This is a genomic window from Kribbella sp. NPDC043289 (assembly GCF_056436705.1).
The window spans coordinates 2356227-2374626 of record NZ_JBWKCB010000001.1; the positions used below are offsets into that span (position 1 = coordinate 2356227).

The following is an 18400-nucleotide window of genomic DNA, read 5'->3' on the forward strand; positions in this document are numbered from 1 at the left end:
AGCGTAGCGGTCAAACCATGGGCACCAGACCGATGACCGCCCCAAGCACGATCACACCGGCTAGCACACAGATGATCAGCAGTGTCCGATTGCCGCCGCCCAGCGGAGCCCCCGGGAAGTCGGGCAGGTTGAACATCCTGGTGACTCGTTGAGGCAACGGCACGCCGCGCTGCCCCGCAGCCAGCAACGCGTCCCTCAGCACCGGAAACACTTGGGGTGATACCGGGATTGTGATCAGTACGTCGGTCACATCGTCACGCAGGCCCAGACTGGTGGTGCCACTCAGGCTGCCCTCGTAGCGCACCTCGGCGATCCTGGCCAGGTCCAATGACTGTCGCCCGAGCAGCGTCCACACCTCGAGGTACTGCCCGCGGATCCGCGGACGGAATCCGAGGTTCGCGACGAGCAGGGTCGCCGCAGCGAGCCCGAGGACGGTCGCGACCATCACGACGGTGCTGAGGCGCGCAGCGGTGACGCCGTCAGGCTGCAAGGAGGGGACGACGGCAAATACCAGCGTGACCGCGCCGGCAACGGCGTACCGGACCTTTGCCGGGATGCGGCGTGGCTTCACTTCGTCCAGATCCAGTGGATGAACGGCCATGCGGTCAGGATGCCGAGCGCAGAGGTCACCAGCCGCGTCAGGACGAACCGCGCCCCGTGCTGCCGCAGCGCGGGATCGATTCCGATCTCACGCTGCAGATCCATCGCCCGCATCGTCGCGCGCCGCTCGATCGGGAGCCCGGTGAGTACGGCGGCTTCCTCGAGCGTCGCGATCGGCCAGAGCCAGCGCGCCGCCGCGATCCGGTTCCCGTCGGCGGCGAGCAGGATCAGCGCGCCGGGCATCAGCGGGGTGAACCGATCGACCAGCAGTACCCGCCGCACCTGTCCGCGCGGCAGCACCTTGCGCATTCCCCAACGGCGCTCGCGATAGGTGATCGAGGCATCGTCCACGACGAACTCGGCACCCCGGGACAGCAGTTCGAGTCCGAGCCCCAAGCCGGCCAGCAGTACGACGAACAGAACCGCCGCCACCACCGGGCTCACGGCCCAGGTCGCCAGTGACACGCACACGATCGCGAGCATCACGGCGTACCACCCGAGCAGGTACCAGAACGAGCCTCCGGCCGAGGCGATGCTCGGCCGGAGGACTGTCGGTGACACTTACTTCCAGGCCCGGCGGCGGTCGTCCGTGGACCTCATCGGGCGGGTCGACTCCCAGACGCGGCGCCAGCGCGCGGCCTCGGGGCCGGTCTGCGACGGAGACGCGCCGATCGCCGCACGACGGCGGGCCTCGTACCAGGTGGTCGACTCCTCGTCGAGGAGGGCCGACACCGCGGCCGAGATGCGGGGCGCGAAGTCGCGAGCGCTCTCACCCTCGGCGGGGCGCAGCGGGTCGCCGTACCGGACGTGCACTGCCGGGCGACCGGGGATCGGCCAGCCGCGGCCGCGCGGCATCGCGGCGAACGAGCCCTTGATCCCGACCGGGATGATCGGCACGTCGTGCTCGACGGCCAGGTACGCCGCTCCCATCCGGAACCGCTGCACCCAGCCGTCCGGTGAGCGGGTGCCCTCCGGGAACACGACGACATTCCACCCGTCGGCGAGCAGGTCGCCCGGGGTGGAGCTCATCTTGCCGCCGCGGCGCTCGATCGGGAACGTGTTGAACACGATCGCCGAGCCCGCCGCCCGCCACCAGGTGTCGAAGAAGTAGTCGGCGGCCGCCGCGAACGCGGTCTTGCGGCGCATCGCGTCCGGCAGCGACAGCAGCAGCAACGGGGTGTCGAGGTGCGACGAGTGGTTCGCGACGATGATCGCCGGACCGTCGAGCTTGAGCAGCGAGTCCAGTCCGCTGACCTGCGGGCTGACCTCGAAGTTCAGTACGGCGTTCAGCGGGCCCTTCTGGATCAGGTCCCGGACCGCGATCGCGGCCGGCGTCCGCGCCCACTTGGTCGGGAAGACCGTGGTCTCCTTCGGGATCACGTACGGCTCGGCGGACCGCGGCACCTGCGGGCGCCGGCCCCAGCGCCAGCCGCGCGCGACCTGCTTCACGTCGCGCGCGGTGTCGCGGCCGAACTTCACCAGACTGGTGCCCATCAGCGCACGTCCGCGAGCAGGTGCGGCGGGTTGTGCAGGTAGGTGATCGACGGCGACCGGCCGACCGAGTGGCTGACCATCTCGAGCGCGTCCTGCAGCGTCGACGCGGACCGGAAGCCCATCCGCTCGACGGTCTTGCGGTTCCCGCCGACCCAGACGATGTCGCCGCAGTGGTCCAGCGCGTGCGAGATCCAGTACCACATGTAGAACGGGTGCACGCCGTGGTACGCGTACGACGTCCGGTACAGGTGGATGTACCACGGGTCCTCGGCGTACTGCTTCTCGAACTTCGCCTCGATCGTCGCCGGGTCGGTGCTCTCCGAGAGCACCTCCTCGAAGAAGTCGACGTACGACGGGTGGTGCAGCTGGCTGAACTCGTAGTCGACCGGGTGGTACAGGATCACCGCGCCGTCCTTGCGGACGACCGGGTTGCCCCGGTACGAGTTGAAGTAGTACCCGAGGCCCATGCAGGCGGCGAGGATCGGGTTCATCACCGAGTTCACGTTGTACGGGCCGATGAACGGCACGCCCATGATCGCGACGTCGGACTGTCCCTGGACCTCGACGAGGTGCTGGCGGTGCACGGCCTCGATCGTCTTCTCGTGCACCGGCTCGATGGCGCCGGCGTTGATCCCGGTCAGGCCGTAGTTCGAGCGGACGTCGGTGAAGATCTTGTGCCGCAGCTTGGCCGGCGCGGCCGCGAGCGCCCGCTTGGTGCCGAGCATCGAGGCCTGGTCCTTGATCGACCACTCCCACTCGCGCTTCTGCAGGAACTCCAGCGGCCCGCCGAAGATGTCGTTGTTCAGCGTGGTCTCGATCTGGAACACCTTGACGTGCTGCGTGAGGATCTCGCCCATCCGCCAGGCGGAGTGGTGCATCTTCGACGCCTTGTGGTCCATGAACGACCGCGAGTGGATCATCGTGTGGCTGTTGTGGTGGTGCTTCAGCGACTTGTACGACGCCAGCCCGATCGAGGTGGACTTGTGGCCACCGTCCATCGCCACCAGGTTCACGTTCACGTAGACGAGCAGGTCGGACTCGGCCGCCCGCTTGGAGATCTCCACGTCCTCGCCGTGCCGGGTCTGACCCAGGTGGGTCAGGTTGTCGGCGTCCTCGGCGTCGAAGTTGTAGAGCTTCCCGTCCGGGAAGAACGACCGGAAGACCCGCTCGCCGACGATCTCGCGCAGCTCGTTCGGGGTCAGCCGGCGGTGCAGCGCGTTCGCCGAGATCAGCTCGACGTCGTCGACACCGGCCTGCGCGGCCAGCTCCAGCACGGCCTCGATGACGCGCTGCCGGATGTCCGGCTTCTTCATCGGGGGCAGCGGCAGCGAGATGTCGTCGAACGCGATCGTCAGCTTCATCCCGGCGCGCAGCAGCTCGGGCAGCGGCTCGGAGTCGATCGGGTTCAGCAGCGCGTTCTGGATCGCCTCGTCGACGTCGCGGACGGCGGGCAGCGCCTCGGGCGGGTACACCACGCGGGTGCCTTGCGGGAAACGCTCCAGCAGGAAGCCCTCACCGTTGTGCACCAGCAGCGGCGGCGTCCGGTCGTCCACCTCGAGCACGAAACCTGGCCGGGACATGTCAGAACCTCTCTCGTCGTACGAACTGCATCGTCACTGCCGTCATCACTGCCCTCATGAGGCCCTCACATCGAATGCGACCTTGACTGTTCCCAGTCGGCCGGCGGAGTGCGCGTGGTCGAGCGCCTCGCGCCAGCGGTAGAGCGGGTACCGCGCGCCGACGATCCCGTCCAGCGGGGCGCGACCGGCGAGCTCCAGCGCGGTCTCGAACGCCGGGCGGCCGTTCGGTTCCTCGCGCGCGGAGGCGTACGTGCCGGTGACCTCGAGCTCGCGGAACCACACCGGCGACAGGTCGGCGCCACTGGCCGGCATCCCGGACAGCACCACCCGGCCGCCGGCCTTGGTGACCCGCAGCACGGTGTCGATCGAGTCCTTGCTGCCGACCGCGTCGACCGCGACGTCGACGCCGCCGAGCAGGAACTCGGGAGCGCCGAAGTCCGGCTTCAGCCGGAAGGCACCGGTGGAGCGGCGGACGCCCCGGAACACCTCGTCCGGCGCGACGACATCGCTGGCTCCGAAAGCGCGGGCGAGCTCGCGCTGCTTCGCGTGCTTGGCGACCACGGTGATCCGGCCGGCCTGGGTCAGCTCCCGCAACGCGAGCGTCGCGAACAGCCCGACCGCGCCGGCGCCGCTGACCAGCACCGACTGGCCTGGCTCGACCTTGGCCCGCAGTGCGGCGTGCACCGCACCGGCCAGCGGCTCCACCAGGACCGCGCGCTCGTCGGACATCTCGTCCGGTACGGCGTACAGCTGGCTGCGGTGGGCGACCATCAGATTGCCCCAGCCACCACCGGTGTCCTGGCAGAACCCGGTCTGCAGCCCCGGCGCCACGTGGCCGACCGTGATCCGGTCGCAGCGGTTGGTGTTGCCGGACACGCAGCCCTGGCACGGCTCGACGCCGCGCGCCGCACAGGTCAGGACGCTGTCCATCACTACGCGGGTGCCCTTCGGCAGGTCCTCGCAGTCGTCGAGCAGCTCGCCGACCACCTCGTGGCCCGGGACGAACGGCATCGACACGACGGCCGAGAAGTACAGCTTGGTCGAGCCGGTGACCATGCCAAGGTCCGAGCCGCAGATCCCGGACAGGATCGGGCGGATCCGCGCCCAGCCCTCCCGGTCGGCTTTCGGCTCGTTGATGGTGACGAGGCGCAGCGGCGCGGCCGGCCCGGTGAGGATGCCGGGGATGCGGCCGCCGACCGCCTTGGCCGCCAGGTACTTCGCCGGCGACCGGTACATCTCGAGAGCGAGCATCATCGGGCGTTCACCCCTGGGAGCTCCAGACGGGACGTGGTGGACGAGGTCTTCCAGTCCACGATCTGCCAGCGCGCGGCCCGGGCGGCCCGGAACAGCGATACGTCCGGCGAGACCGCGACCGGGTTGCCGACCACCGACAGCATCGGCAGGTCCGAGTGGCTGTCGGCGTAGGCGTAGGACTTGGACAGATCGATGTTGGTCACCCGGGCGTGGTGCTTGATCCACGCCGCGCGCGACTCGCCGACCAGCGGCGGGCCCGAGAGGAACCCGGTGCAACGGCCGCGGTCGTCGACGGCCAGCTCGGCCGCGACGATCTCGTCGAACAGCGGCTCGAGCGGCCGGGTCAGCGGCCGGACCGCGCCGGTGATCAGGATCGTCTTGTGCCCCGCCGCGCGGTGCTCGCGAATCCGGCGTACGGCGGCACCGCTCAACCGCTCGAGGACGTGCTCCGCGAGGATCTCGTCGACGATCTGGTTCAGTTCCTCCAGGTCCGCGCCGGCGTACCGGCGGTAGATGGTCCGGAGGAAGGTGCCACGGTCCTTGCGCTCGGCCGCGATCAGCTTCGGCAGCTTGCGCAGCATCGCGCCGACCTCGCCGACCCGCTGCGGCCCGTCCAGCTCGGGCAGCCGCATCCACAGGTAGGTCTCGATCACGTTCGACGACAGCAGCGTGCCGTCCATGTCGAACGCCGCGATCACCTGCGAGTCCTGGTTCGGCTCGACCTTCTTGAGCACCCCGGCGGACTCGGCGAGCGCCTTGTTCCGCTTCTTCCGGACGACGTCGAGCCGGCGCATCGACTCGGTGACGCTCGGGCAGTGCAGCTCCTGCAGGTAGTACTGCCAGTCGACGACCGAGGTGTCGCAGGCGAACTTCTCCTTGTCGTCACCCTCGAGCGCGTTGTGCAGAGCGAGCACGTTGTCGTCGATGAACTGCAGCTCGGCCTGCGCGTACTCGGAGTACAGGTCCATGTAGCGGCGCAGGAAGTCCAGACGGCGCTTCTGTACGTCGAGTTCGCGCGCGTACTTGCGGGTCCGCTCGCCGCGCGGGACCCGGGTGATGACCGCGTCCGCGAGCTTGTGCGCGCGTTCGCCGTACCTGAGCATCGTCTCGACCGAGTCGCCGCCGGGGAACTTCCAGACCGGGAGCCGTACGGCGCCGCGCTCGCCCAGGTCGAACGGGTGCTTGGAGAAGTACGCGCGAACCCCGGCGTACAGCTGCTCGAAGGTCAGCGGGTTCCGGGCGCCGGAACCGATGTGGTAGTACTCCGGCTTGCTCAGCTCGGGCTCGGTCGCCATCACCGCGCAGATCGCACCGACCACGTGGTCGACCGGAATGATCTCGATCACCGAGTCCGGCGACGCCGGGAACTCCGGCAGCTCGCCGCGACCGTAGGCCAGGATCAGCGGCTCGGCCATCTTGAAGCCCTCGATCCAGCCCGGGTGCGGACTCTGCACCGCGGACTCGATGATGGCCGGCCGGACGATCGAGGTCGGCAGCGTCGAGGCGAACTCCTCGACGACGCGCTCGCCGAGCGCCTTGGTGAACGTGTAGCAGTCGGTCCAGCCGAGGCTGCGGGCGCGCTCGGTGCCGGTCTCCACCAGCTTCTTCGCGACCCATTCGGTACGGCGCCGCTCGGTGTCGGCCGCGGCGGTCAGGTGACCCGCGCGGCGGTGCAGCTTCTCGGCCTCCTTGCGGAACTTCGCCAGCATCCCCGCGGACCGGGACTGCTCCTCGATCCGGGCCTTCATCGCCATCCCGGCCTCGGCCTCGGTCCGCCAGTCGACGAAGTGGTCGACCGGGGCCTCCGGGATCGCGCCGCGCCGGCGACCGGCCGTGTACGCCGTGGAGATGTGCACGTAGTGCACCGGGCGCCCGGTCTCGACGATCCGCTCGAGCAGGCTCTTGGTGCCGAGCACGTTGGTGTTGAACGCCTCGTGGATCGGCGGGTCGAAGCTGACGTCGCCGGCGCAGTGCACGACGATGTCGAGATCCTTCGGCAGCTCCGGTACGTCGGACAGGTCGCCGTCGATCACCTGGATCCGGGCCGCGGTCAGCGCCTCGGCGTCGGCGTGCTCGGTGCCCTCGCCGTAGAACGGCTTGAAGATGTCCTTCCGGAGCAACTGCGCCATCCGGTCGGTGCCGGTCAGCGAGCCCTTCGGACGGATGATCGCGACCACGGTGGTCCCGGGGAGATCACCGATGATCCGGTGCAGCAGCGCCTCACCGACAAAGCCGGTAACGCCGGTGACCAGGACCTTCTTGTCCTTGAGCTTGTCGGCCAGACTCACTTGTCGCCTCCACGCGTGAGCTCGAGTGCCTCGGTCAGGGTGAACGCGCCGGCGTACAGCGCCTTGCCGACGATGACGCCCTCTACGCCGTCGCCGACCAGCGTGCTGAGCGCGCGCAGGTCGTCGAGGCTGGAGACACCGCCGGAGGCGATGATCGGCTTGTCGGTGCGCGCGCACAGGTCGCGGTACAGATCCAGGTTCGGGCCCTGGAGCATGCCGTCCTTGGTGACGTCGGTGACCACGTACCGCTCGCAGCCGGCCGTTTCCAGCCGGGCGAGCACCTCGTACAGGTCGCCGCCTTCCTTGGTCCAGCCACGGGCCGCCAGCGTGCGGCCGCGGACATCCAGGCCGATCGCGACGCGGTCGCCGTACTGCTGGATGATCCGGTCGCACCACTCCGGGTCCTCGAGGGCGGCGGTGCCGATGTTTACCCGGCGGGCACCGGTGGCAAGCGCAGCTTCGAGGGACTCGTCGTCGCGGATGCCACCCGACAGCTCGACCTGGACGTCGAGCTTGCCGGTCACCTCGGCGAGGAGTTCACGGTTGCTGCCGCGGCCGAACGCCGCGTCGAGGTCGACCAGGTGGATCCACTCCGCCCCGGCGTCCTGCCAGGCCATCGCGGCCGCGAGCGGATCGCCGTACGACGTCTCGCTACCGGCCGCACCCTGCACCAGCCGGACCGCCTGCCCGTCCGCCACATCGACGGCAGGCAGCAGCACCAGGTTCCCTGACCGGGGCGGAGGGGCGGGGATTGAATCGGACACTGACATGGCCCACACCCTAGAGGGCGTTGCTGAGAGAACCGTAACCCGGAGCCCTCCTGAGTCGTTTGAAATCGATCTGTCTCAGCAATACCAGTATAACAAGTGGTCCTACGCCTAGGCTGTCCGCGTGGTGACCGTTGCGGAGCTTGCCGTCGACCCTCATCCGACCCTGGCGCGGATCCGGCCGATCGGCTGGATCGAGCCCCTGAGCTCCTGGGTCGTGACCGGCCGCGCGCTGGCCGTCCAGGTGCTCCGCGATCCCGGGAGGTTCACCGTGGACGATCCGCGATTCTCCACGGCACAGGTCGTCGGGCCGTCGATGCTGTCGCTGGACGGCGTTCCACACAAGGCGCATCGCGATCCGTTCGAGTCCCCCTTCGCTCTGGCCGAGACCCGCCGCCGGTTCACGGAGCCGGTGCAGCAAACGGTCGATGCACTGATGGCCGAGCTGGCGTCACCTGCTGATCTCCGGACCGGACTGGCCGGGCCGTTGTCGGTCGCGGTCGTCGCGCTGTCGCTTGGACTGCCGCAGGCGTCGGCCTCCACCGTGCTCGACTGGTACACGGCGATCTCGACCTCCGTGTCAGGCGTCTCCGCCGGCCAACCGGTCACCGCCGACGGTGCGGCCGCCTTCGCGGAGTTGCACAAGCATGTTGCCGGGGGCATCGACTCCGCCGACTCGCTGCTCGCGGTCGCTGCCCATGCCGGGCTCGGTGTGGACGAGGTGGTCGCGAACGCCGCGGTGTTCATGTTCGGGGGCATCGAGACCACCGAGGGCATGATCACCAATGCGCTCTGGCACCTGCTGACCCATCGCGACCAGCTGGACCTGGTCCTCGCCGATCCGTCGCTGCTCCCGAACGCGATGGAGGAGTCGCTCCGCCTCGAACCGGCCGCCGCCGTCGTCGACCGCTACGCCACCCGCGACATCGAGCTCGCCGGCGCGCAGATCCGTCGCGGCGACATGGTCACCGTGTCACTCGCAGGCGCGGGCCGGGATCCCGAGCTGTTCGAGTCGCCCGACACCTTCGACGTACGCCGGGCCAACGCCCGCCGTCATCTCGCGTTCGCCAGTGGACCGCACATCTGTCTCGGCATGCACCTGACCCGTCTGGAGACCCTCACCGCGCTGGAAGCAGTCCTTCGCCTTCCGGGTCTCCGGCTGGCCGATGACTCGCCACCGCCGTACGGGCTGGTGTTCCGCAAGCCGGCGGCACTCCGCGTCACCTGGGACGGCTGAGCACCAGCATCGTCGCGGCGTGCACCGGCATCTCGCGCTCCGGATCGCGCTCCGCATCCTGGGCGAACCTCGCGAACCCAGTCTCGACTTCGTCCGTCGGCAGGTGCTCGAACGTCGACAGCGCCCGCAGGCTGATCCGCTCGTAGCTCTCCCGCAGCGTCCGCGGAGTCTCCGCAGTGATCCGTACGACGTCATCGGCCGGCGCGAGCCCTGCCTCGGTCGCGAGCGCTTTCGCCGCGCCGAGCGACAGGTACAACGCGGCGTCGACGTCGCGTGCGGAGGAGAAGTACTCGTACCAGAACAGGTCCGGCATCAGGTCGGAGAACTGGCTGCGCAGGAACGCCACTCCCCCGGGCCGCAACACCCGGCGTACCTCCCGGAGCCCCTGCAGCGGGTCCCGGAAGTGGTGGAAGGACAGGAACATCAGCACCGCGTCGACTGAGGCCTCGGGCAACGGAATGTCCTCGGCGCTGCCCTTCAGGTAGGTCACCCCCGGGTGCGGCGCCTGCTCGGCGGTGTCCCGCATCCGGTCCGACGGCTCCACGCCGTACACCTCGCCCTGGAACTCCGTGGCCAGCCCGGGAGTCAGGCGGCCGGTTCCGCTTCCGAGGTCGAGGACGTCGAGCGGGCGATGCTCCGGGAGATGCGTGGCGAGCGCTGCCGTCCAGCGCCGTACCTCAGCAGCAGGCATACCCCGACCTGCCGCGTACACACTGCCGATCCGACCGTTGTAGTCGACCATGGCACGACACTACCGAGCGGCGGCTGCTCGGTGTGCTCGACCCGCAACGCGACGTACCCGGTGTGCAGGCCGGGCGCGCGGCGGCCGTGGCCGCTCGACGGCGCTCGACTACGGAGTGCTGCTTTTGACATCGGCCGGACGGGAGCACAATGTCGGAATGACGGAGATGGTGGCGGCCTTGGAGACGGCAACGACCCTGGACGAGGTCGGAGAGATCGTCCGGCGGGAGGCTCGGAGCTGCACCGGCGCGCAGGGGGCGACGTTCGTGCTGCGCGAGGAGAACCACTGCTTCTACGCGGACGAGGACGCGATCGCGCCGCTGTGGAAGGGACAACGCTTTCCGATCACGTCCTGTGTCAGCGGCTGGGCCATGCTCCACGACGAGACGGCCGTGATCCCGGACATCTCCGTCGACGACCGGATCCCGCTCGAGGCCTACCTGCCGACCTTCGTCCGCAGCCTCGCGATGGTCCCGGTCGGTTCGCCGACCCCGGTGGCGGCGATCGGAGCGTACTGGTCGCGTCACTACGAGGCCTCGCCCGAGGAAGTCGCCGCGCTCCAGAGCCTGGCGAACCAGACCGCAGCCGCCATTCAACGGATCGGCCTCGACGACGCCCCGTGGGCGCCCACGTTCAGCCGCCGTACCTGATCAGCAGGCGAAACTCAGAACACGTCGAACGCGAGCCGGACGATCAGGGCCGACACCACCACCAGGAAGATCACCCGGACGAACCGGCTGCCGCGAGCCACCGCGGTCCGGGCGCCGAGCAGGCCGCCGAGCATGTTGGCCGCCCCCATGATCAGCCCGAGACCCCACAGCGGTGCGCCGTGCAGCGCGAACACTGCGATCGCGCCCAGGTTGGTGGCGACGTTGGCGATCTTCGCCTTCGCGCTCGCCTGCAGGAAGTTGTACCCGAGCAGGCCGACCAACGCGAAGATCAGGAACGAACCGGTCCCCGGCCCGACCGCGCCGTCGTAGAACCCGATCAGTACGCCGACCCCGCTCGCCGCGAGGTAATGGTCGCGACCGTCGAACCGCAGCGCCGTCCGGGCGCCGAGTGACGGCTTCATCGCGGTGTAGATCCCGACCGCCACCAGCAGCACGAGCACGATCGGCTTGAACCACGACATCGGGATCTTGGTCGCCACCAACGCACCGGCCGCGGCCCCCAGGCCGGCCAGGATCGCCAACGGCAGCACCGTCTTACGGTCCGGCCGCACCTTTACACCGAACGTGACCGCGCTGGTCGTCGTACCGCACAACGACGAGATCTTGTTCGTCGACAGGATCTGCGCGGGCGACGCGTTCGGCAGCCCGAGCAGCATCGCCGGCAACTGCAGCAGCCCACCGCCCCCGACCACCGCGTCGATCCAGCCCGCCGCGAAGGCCGCGACCACCAGGAACAACAACGTCCACAACGAAACATCAGGCACCGCAGCACGTCCTCACGCCCCGATGATCAGGTAAGGGCGTTGTCCCGCTCAACCATTACACCGCTGACTGAGAGCGACACCACATCCGCACCCGATCAGGCCGGGTGTCTGACACCCGGATCGGCAGAATGGTCTGGTGAAGTTCCTACTGCTGATCCACAACAATGTCGAAGCGCTCAAAGCGTTCACCGAGGAGCAGTTGACCGCGATGGCCGGCGGCCGGGAGCGGGTCGCCGCCACCGCGCGCGAACTGCGGGACAGCGGCGAACTCGTCTCCATCCTCAACCTCGGCGAGTCCCCCGGAATCACCGACGTCGAGTTCGCCGCCGGTACGCCGGTGATCTCCGACCGGTCCTTGCTGGAGACGAAGGAGTACCTGGCCGGCGCGCTCGTACTGGACTGCGTGTCGGTCGAGCGAGCGGTGGAGATCGCGGCCCGGATCCCGCTGGTGGAGTTCCGCCGGGTGGAGATCCGCCAGGTGCTGGCCACCGAGCAGGACTTCTTCGCGCAGATCGCCGAACTGTGAGGCAGACCGGTCGAACCTTGAGCCGCGCGGCGTGAGGGGGGCGGAGCTCGAGGGTGCGATGCGGGCTGCGGCGCCGCGGGCGTTGGCGGCGCTGGTCCTGCGGTACGACGCGTTCGACCAGTGCGAGGACGCGGTCCAGGAGGCGTTGCTCGACGCCATCGTGCAGTGGGGCGCGAACGGCGTACCGGAGCAGCCGATCGGGTGGCTGATCAGTGTGGCGTCGCGGCGGATGATGGACGGTTGGCGGCGGGACAACGCGCGGCGGCAGCGCGAGCTGAACGACTTCCTGCGCGCGCCGACCGAGTTCGATCCCGATGAGTACCACGAGGACAGCGACGACACGATCCGGCTGCTCGTGCTGTGCTGCCATCCCGCGCTGACCCCGGCATCGCAGGTCGCACTGACGCTGCGGTCGGTCGGTGGGTTGACGACGGCCGAGGTCGCTGCGGCGTTGCTGGTCGGCGAGAGCACCGTCGCGCAGCGGATCAGCCGGGCGAAGCGGCTCATCCAGGACGCGGGCGCCCGGTTCGAGTTGCCGACAGCCGACGAGTACGACGTACGACTCCGCGCCGTACTGCACGTTCTCTACTTGATCTTCAACGAGGGCCACACGGCGAGCGCCGGTGACGAACTGCAGCGGGTGGACCTCGCCGAGGAGGCGTTGCGGATCACGCGGCTGCTCCAGCACGCCGTCGGTCGATCGGGCGAGGTGACCGGGCTGCTGGCGTTGATGATCCTCACGCACGCCCGCCGCGACGCACGCACCGGCCCCGGCGGGAACCTGATCCCCGCCGACCGCCAGGACCGCTCCCGCTGGTACGCCGACGAGATCGCCGAAGGCACCCGGCTCGTCGAGGAGACCTTGCGCTCCGGCGCCGTCGGGCCGTACCAGCTGGAGGCGGCGATCGCCGCGGTGCACGGCGAGGCGGACTCGGTCGAGACCACCGACTGGGAACAGATCGCCGGCCTCTACCGGATCCTCGAGAAGGTCGACCCGAGTCCGATGGTGACGCTCGGCGCATCCGTCGCGGTCGCGATGACCGAAGGTCCGGACGCCGGCATCGCGATCGTCGAGGGGCTCGCCGCCGACCGGTACCTCGGCGACCACCACCGCCGGCTGTCCGTCCTCGCGCACCTCCACGAACTCGCCGGCCGCCCGGACCTCGCCCGCGAGAACTACCTCGCGGCCCTCGATCGCACCCGCAACACGGCCGAACAGAACTACCTCCGCGAGCGCATCGCCCACCTCATCAAGTGACGCCGGCCGCCGGTCCACTCCGGCTGCGGCGGAACACTCACCGCGCTCCGGAACACGTGCCCCGGATCGACAGACCGCTTCAACGCGGCGAGCCGGGTGCGGTGAGCCTTCGGATAGCAGAGGTCCACGTCGGCGTCCGTCGGGTCGGACAGGAAGTTCAGGTACGCCCCCTTCGGCCGCAGCGACTTCCACAACGCGTCGAAGTCGTCAGCCTGCTCGGGCGATCCCATCAGCACCGAGTTGACCAGGAACCGCGCGTCGCGATGCCCGAACGCGGTCGCGTCCGCCGGCATCGCGCCGTACGCACCACCGAGCGCCCGGACCTCCATCGCCAGCCCCGGAATCCGCGGACGGGCGTCCAGCAGTCGCTGACCGAGATCCGGCGTCCAACGGTCGTAGAACCCGTTGCGGATCCGCGGGCGCATCCCCGGCGGCATCGACATGTCGCTGAACACCTCGGCGTACGGGATCTCGACCACCTTGTCGGTCAGCAACGAACCGAGGTTGCGCAGCGGTTCGAGGACCGCGCCGTCGCCGGTCGCACACACCGCGACCGCGACCGGCACCTGCCGATCGGCCATCATCGTCGGCGCCAACTGCAGCGACGACGTGAGCTCCTCGGGCGCATCGCTCATGTACTCCGCCCACTTCGCGAGCACCTGCTCCGCCTGCGTCCACGGATACAACAGCGTCCCGAAATGCACGGTCTTCTGCGGTACGGCGACGATGTCGTACGACGTGACGACGCCAAGACTTCCCGCTGCGCCACGCAGTCCCCAGAACAGTTCCGGCTCGGTCGCGCTGTCGACCCGGCGTACCGCACCGTCCGCGGTGACGATCTCGGCGGCGACCACGTTGTCGATCGCGAGGCCGTGCTTGCGCACCATCCAGCCGATGCCACCGCCCGCCATCAACCCACCGACACCGACCGCCGCCGTGTCCCCCGATGAAATCGCCAGGCCAACCTTCGCGAGCCGCGCGGCCACCTGACCCCAGGTCGCCCCGGTGCCGATACGGACGACGTTGTCCGGCAGCAACCGCACCTCATCCATCGGCCGTACGTCGATCACGACCCCACCGTCACTCGTCCCGAACCCGGCGGCGTGATGCCCACCGCTGCGCACCGCGATCGGCAGATCCTGCGCCTCGGCGTACCGCAACGCCGCAACCACATCACCGGCCCCCGCACACCGCACCACCACCCGCGGCCGCCCCTCAGCCGTCAACACCCGCCCGGCCTCGGCGAGCCCCGCATCCCCGCCGGCGAGCACTTCCCCCACCACAACCCCACGAAGCCCATCCAGCCCACCCCGAGCCACCACAGATTCCCTCATCACAACTCCCTAGCTCCAGACGCCCCCACGGCGCCTCACCCAGGGATCGAAACCACCCCCCACCCCTCGACATCCCCCACCAAACAAATTTCCACCAGCCCCACGCCACACCCGAGATGTGCCGGACATCTAAGACCGTCTGCTCGACGTCGGCATGGTGCGGACCGCGTTCACCGACCGGCACTGAGCACAGGCGCCGAGCACTGTGAACAAGCAATACCAAGCGCCCAGTCCCCACGGCCTATCCACGGTCTCCAAAGCAGTCCCACACACAGCCGAATCAGCCCAAGAATTCGCCGACTCGTGGAACCCGGTCCAACCGCCACACCTCAGGCTGCAAGTGCGACGAGCCGACGCCGGGAACCGCGCGAAGCAAGCCGACTGCTGCACAACCGAGCGCGGCGAACCGAGCGCCGTACAGCAGGTGCCGCGAACCGTGCACCGGCGAGGCGAGCGGCCGCTGGTTGCCGAGTCGTGGGGATCGGTCGTGTTCCGACACAGCCACGAGTCACGACTCGCGATTCGCTAGACCCGCCAAACGCCACGACTCGATGCCGAGCGCTCCGCTAAACGGGCGCCGCGAAACGTGCACCGGATCGGTCCGAGGCGAGCTCCGCGTGACGGGATCAGCCAGACCCAGGTCGGTGTTCATGGATCGGCGCGATGCGGGGTCTGTGCACTCAGATGCGCGCGCGCCCAGGTCTATGCACCCGGAGCAGCTCGGGCCGGGGTCCGTGGATCCGGATCGGCTCGAGCTGCGCGGGTTTGAAGGTGAGTGGTCGCCGCCCCGCTCGCGCTGGGCGGCGGGCAGGTCAGTTGCGGACGGTGGTGACCAAGTGGTTGACGACGTCTGCGACTGGGATGTCGGAGCGGGTGCCGGTGCGGCGGTCTTTGACCTCGATGGTGCCTTCGGCGAGGCCCTTGCCGACGACGGCGATGGTGGGGACGCCGAGCAGTTCGGCGTCCTTGAACTTGACGCCGGGCGAGACCTTCTCGCGGTCGTCGTAGATGACGGTGAGGCCGCGGGACTCGAGTTCGGCGGCGATCTCGGCGGCCTTCGCGAAGACCTCCGGGTCCTTGCCGGTGGCAACCAGGTGTACGTCGGCCGGCGCGATCTCGCGGGGCCAGACGAGGCCGAGCTCGTCGTGGTTGCCTTCGGCGATCGCGGCGACGGCGCGGGTGACGCCGACGCCGTACGAGCCCATGGTGACGGTGACGAGCTTGCCGTTCTGGTCGAGGACCTTGAGGTCGAGCGCGTCGGCGTACTTGCGGCCGAGCTGGAAGATGTGGCCCATCTCGATGCCGCGCGCGGTCTCCAGCTGGCCGGAGCCGTCGGGGGCCTGGTCACCGTCGCGGACCTCGGCGGCCTGGATCGTGCCGTCCGCGGTGAAGTCGCGCCCGTGCACCAGGTTGATGATGTGGAACCCGGACTTGTCCGCGCCGGTCACCCACGCCGAACCCTCAGCGACCCGCGGGTCGAGCAGGTAGCGGATGCCGGACGTGTTCTCCTTGCCCAGTACGCCGGGGCCGATGTACCCCTTCGCCAGCGCCGGGTGCTTCTCGAAGTCGGCCTCCTCGAAGGCCGCGATCTCGGCGGGCTCCATCTGCGCGCCGAGCCGCTTCTCGTCGATCGCCCGGTCGCCGGGAACGCCGATCGCGAGCGGCTCGCGCGAGCCGTCCGGGTGCACGAGCATCACGAGCACGTTCTTCAGCGTGTCGGCCGCGGCCCACTCGCGCCCGTCGGTGCGCGGGTGCTTCGCGTTCAGCGCGTCGACCAGGGTGTCGATGGTGGGCGTGTCCGGCGTGTCCACGACCTCGGCGGCGGGTACGGCGGACGCGTCGACGGCCGCCGCCTGCGGAACCACGACCGCCTCGACGTTCGCGGCGTACCCACCGGGCGAGCGGACGAAGGTGTCCTCGCCGTTCTCCGCGATCGCCAGGAACTCCTCGGACCGGGATCCGCCCATCGCGCCGGACATCGCCTGCACGATCACGTAGTCGAAACCGAGCCGGTCGAAGATCTTGATGTAGGCGTCGCGGTGCTTCTCGTACGACGTGGCGAGGCCCTCGTCGTCGACGTCGAAGGAGTACGAGTCCTTCATCACGAACTCGCGCCCGCGCAGCACGCCGGCCCGCGGCCGCGCCTCGTCGCGGTACTTGTTCTGGATCTGGTAGATCGACAGCGGCAGGTCCTTGTACGACGAGTACAGATCCTTCACGACGAGGGTGAACATCTCCTCGTGCGTCGGACCGAGCAGCATGTCGGCGCCCTTGCGGTCCTTCAACCGGAAGATGTTCGGCCCGTACTCCGTCCAGCGGCCGGTGGCCTCGTAGGGCTCGCGGGGCAGCAGCGCCGGGAACACCAGCTCCTGCGCGCCGATCGCGTCCATCTCCTCACGGACGATCCGCTCGACGTTGCGCAGCACCCGCAGACCCAGCGGCAGCCAGGTGTAGATGCCGGGCGCGGCCCGCCGGATGTACCCGGCGCGGACGAGCAGCTTGTGGCTCGGGACCTCCGCGTCCGCCGGGTCCTCGCGAAGCGTGCGGAGGAACAACGACGACATACGCAAAATCACGGGAGTCTCCAAGCGTGCAAAAGTCGAAATCAGGACGTCACAGAGAATATCTGTCCGCCGGACATGGTCTCACCACGTTATCCACAAGGCCACACCGGCTACACCTCGCGGGAGGCCTTCAGCGCCCACCGGATCAACGGAATCTGCAGCGGCAACCGTGCGAAAGCGATTGCCTGCGCCCCCGGCGAGCCTTTTCGCCGCAGGTCCGCGGCCATCTGGACGTTCGCCGGGAACACCGCGACCAGCAGCCCCGCGCTCGCCAGCCCGGCCAACCGCCGCGTCCGCGGGTGCAGCAGCCCGGCCGCGCAGGCCAACTCCGCGACACCGGAGGCGTACACGAGTTCTTTCTTGCGGGGCAGCACCTTCGGCACGATCTTCTCGAACGGCTCGGGTTTGGCGAAATGCAGCGCCCCGAGGACCCCGAAAAGAACGGCCAGACCCTTCGTGCTTCGCGATGGCATGGGCCGGAGCTTAGAACAAGATCGTCGCGAAGGTCTCGATCGTGCGGAAGCCGACGCGTTCGTACGCCGCCCGCGCGGGCAGGTTGAACGCGTTCACGTAAAGCGTCACGACCGGCGCGATCTGCCGCGCCAGTTCGACCACGGCCGCCATCCCCGGCGCGGCCAGCCCTCGGCCGCGGTACTCCGGATCCACCCAGACCCCCTGGATCTGGCAGACCCCGGTGCCGACCGAGCCGACCTCGGCCTTGAACACGACCCGCCCGCCCTCGATCCGCGCGAACGCCCGCCCGGTCCGGATCAGCTCCGCCACCCGGGACCTATAGAACGTCCCGTCCGGCCCGGTCTGCGGCGGTACGCCGACCTCCTCGGTGTACATCGCCACGCACGCCGGGTACAGGATCGGCAGCTCGACCGGTTCCACCGCCCGGACCAGCGGATCGGGCGTGACCGACGGCGACCCGTCGATCACCATGAACGGCTGGTCGTCACGCACCTCGCGCGCCGGTCCCCACTGCGGCTCGAGGATCTCCCACAGCTGCGCGACCGCCCGCGCCTGGCCGAGGATCTGGAAACAGTTCCGCCCGCGCCGCATCGCGTACGCCGCGAACGCCCGCAGCGCGGCATCGTCCGCACCGACAGGCACCATGTTGCCGCCCGCGTGGCACAGCGCCTCGAGCGCGCCCTTCTCGACGTACCCCCAGACCTCGGCACCACGCCGCGGGTCGAGCCCGGACGCCTGCACGAGGCTGTCCACGAACACGTTCACCACCGGATCGCGAGCGATGACCGCGCGCGCCGCCGCGAGGTCACGAGGACCGAGAACCCGTACGCCCACGCGCAGAACCTAGC

At 69.4% G+C, this 18400-nt stretch carries 17 protein-coding genes; 4 read left to right on the forward strand and 13 right to left on the reverse strand.

Annotated elements, in window-relative coordinates; genetic code table 11:
- Nucleotides 1-10: 10 nt before the first annotated feature.
- From AC0662_RS11200 to priA, 7 genes are read right to left on the reverse strand one after another with little or no spacing between them, the layout of a single operon-like run.
- Entirely contained in the window at nt 11-601 is a 591-nt protein-coding gene (locus AC0662_RS11200) for a hypothetical protein (protein WP_452194114.1), read from the reverse strand.
- Nucleotides 568-1161, reverse strand: a complete 594-nt coding sequence (locus AC0662_RS11205; protein WP_478300024.1) for a hypothetical protein — start codon at nt 1159-1161, stop codon at nt 568-570. Before AC0662_RS11205 ends, AC0662_RS11200 begins: the two co-directional genes overlap by 34 nt.
- On the reverse strand, nt 1162-2094 hold the full coding sequence (locus AC0662_RS11210) for a lysophospholipid acyltransferase family protein (protein ID WP_452194118.1): 933 nt from the start codon (nt 2092-2094) through the stop codon (nt 1162-1164).
- The gene (gene larAH / locus AC0662_RS11215; RefSeq protein WP_452194119.1) at nt 2094-3674 is read right to left on the reverse strand and encodes an NPN-dependent hydroxyacid isomerase, LarAH14/15/16 family; all 1581 of its coding nucleotides are present in this window, start codon (nt 3672-3674) and stop codon (nt 2094-2096) included. Before larAH ends, AC0662_RS11210 begins: the two co-directional genes overlap by 1 nt.
- A gap of 54 nt (nt 3675-3728) precedes the next feature.
- Nucleotides 3729-4928, reverse strand: a complete 1200-nt coding sequence (locus tag AC0662_RS11220) for a zinc-dependent alcohol dehydrogenase (protein ID WP_478300027.1) — start codon at nt 4926-4928, stop codon at nt 3729-3731.
- The gene (locus tag AC0662_RS11225) at nt 4925-7216 is read right to left on the reverse strand and encodes an HAD-IB family hydrolase (protein ID WP_452194123.1); all 2292 of its coding nucleotides are present in this window, start codon (nt 7214-7216) and stop codon (nt 4925-4927) included. The genes AC0662_RS11220 and AC0662_RS11225 overlap by 4 nt, the downstream gene beginning before the upstream one ends.
- Nucleotides 7213-7986 carry a bifunctional 1-(5-phosphoribosyl)-5-((5-phosphoribosylamino)methylideneamino)imidazole-4-carboxamide isomerase/phosphoribosylanthranilate isomerase PriA gene (priA, locus tag AC0662_RS11230; protein WP_452194125.1) on the reverse strand — a complete coding sequence of 258 codons (774 nt, stop codon included), beginning with the start codon at nt 7984-7986 and terminating at the stop codon, nt 7213-7215. The genes AC0662_RS11225 and priA overlap by 4 nt, the downstream gene beginning before the upstream one ends.
- Nucleotides 7987-8107: 121 nt before the next feature.
- Between priA and AC0662_RS11235 the strand changes: the two genes are divergently transcribed.
- Entirely contained in the window at nt 8108-9220 is a 1113-nt protein-coding gene (locus AC0662_RS11235; protein WP_478300030.1) for a cytochrome P450, read from the forward strand.
- Here the strand turns inward: AC0662_RS11235 and AC0662_RS11240 are convergent.
- Entirely contained in the window at nt 9204-9962 is a 759-nt protein-coding gene (locus tag AC0662_RS11240; RefSeq protein WP_452194128.1) for a class I SAM-dependent methyltransferase, read from the reverse strand. The two genes, AC0662_RS11235 and AC0662_RS11240, sit on opposite strands and share 17 nt — an antisense overlap.
- A 157-nt stretch (nt 9963-10119) precedes the next feature.
- Here AC0662_RS11240 and AC0662_RS11245 point away from each other — a divergent pair, with 157 nt between their 5' ends.
- Nucleotides 10120-10611 carry a GAF domain-containing protein gene (locus tag AC0662_RS11245; RefSeq protein ID WP_452194130.1) on the forward strand — a complete coding sequence of 164 codons (492 nt, stop codon included), beginning with the start codon at nt 10120-10122 and terminating at the stop codon, nt 10609-10611.
- 14 nt (nt 10612-10625) lie between these two features.
- Here AC0662_RS11245 and AC0662_RS11250 read toward each other — a convergent pair whose 3' ends face one another.
- On the reverse strand, nt 10626-11396 hold the full coding sequence (locus AC0662_RS11250; RefSeq protein WP_478300033.1) for a sulfite exporter TauE/SafE family protein: 771 nt from the start codon (nt 11394-11396) through the stop codon (nt 10626-10628).
- 136 nt (nt 11397-11532) lie between these two features.
- Between AC0662_RS11250 and AC0662_RS11255 the strand changes: the two genes are divergently transcribed.
- Nucleotides 11533-11922 (forward strand): YciI family protein, encoded by a 390-nt coding sequence (locus AC0662_RS11255; RefSeq protein WP_478300035.1) that lies wholly within the window; start codon nt 11533-11535, stop codon nt 11920-11922.
- 58 nt (nt 11923-11980) lie between these two features.
- Complete coding sequence (locus tag AC0662_RS11260; protein ID WP_478300037.1) at nt 11981-13180, forward strand: RNA polymerase sigma factor; 1200 nt, start codon at nt 11981-11983, stop codon at nt 13178-13180.
- Here AC0662_RS11260 and AC0662_RS11265 read toward each other — a convergent pair.
- From AC0662_RS11265 to AC0662_RS11280, 4 genes are all read right to left on the reverse strand, one after another.
- Entirely contained in the window at nt 13144-14514 is a 1371-nt protein-coding gene (locus AC0662_RS11265) for an FAD-binding oxidoreductase (RefSeq protein WP_478300039.1), read from the reverse strand. The two genes, AC0662_RS11260 and AC0662_RS11265, sit on opposite strands and share 37 nt — an antisense overlap.
- A gap of 812 nt (nt 14515-15326) precedes the next feature.
- Nucleotides 15327-17090 carry a proline--tRNA ligase gene (locus AC0662_RS11270; protein ID WP_452194139.1) on the reverse strand — a complete coding sequence of 588 codons (1764 nt, stop codon included), beginning with the start codon at nt 17088-17090 and terminating at the stop codon, nt 15327-15329.
- A gap of 98 nt (nt 17091-17188) precedes the next feature.
- On the reverse strand, nt 17189-17551 hold the full coding sequence (locus AC0662_RS11275) for a DoxX family protein (protein ID WP_478300041.1): 363 nt from the start codon (nt 17549-17551) through the stop codon (nt 17189-17191).
- 10 nt (nt 17552-17561) lie between these two features.
- Nucleotides 17562-18386 (reverse strand): GNAT family N-acetyltransferase, encoded by an 825-nt coding sequence (locus AC0662_RS11280; protein ID WP_452194142.1) that lies wholly within the window; start codon nt 18384-18386, stop codon nt 17562-17564.
- Nucleotides 18387-18400: the final 14 nt, after the last annotated feature.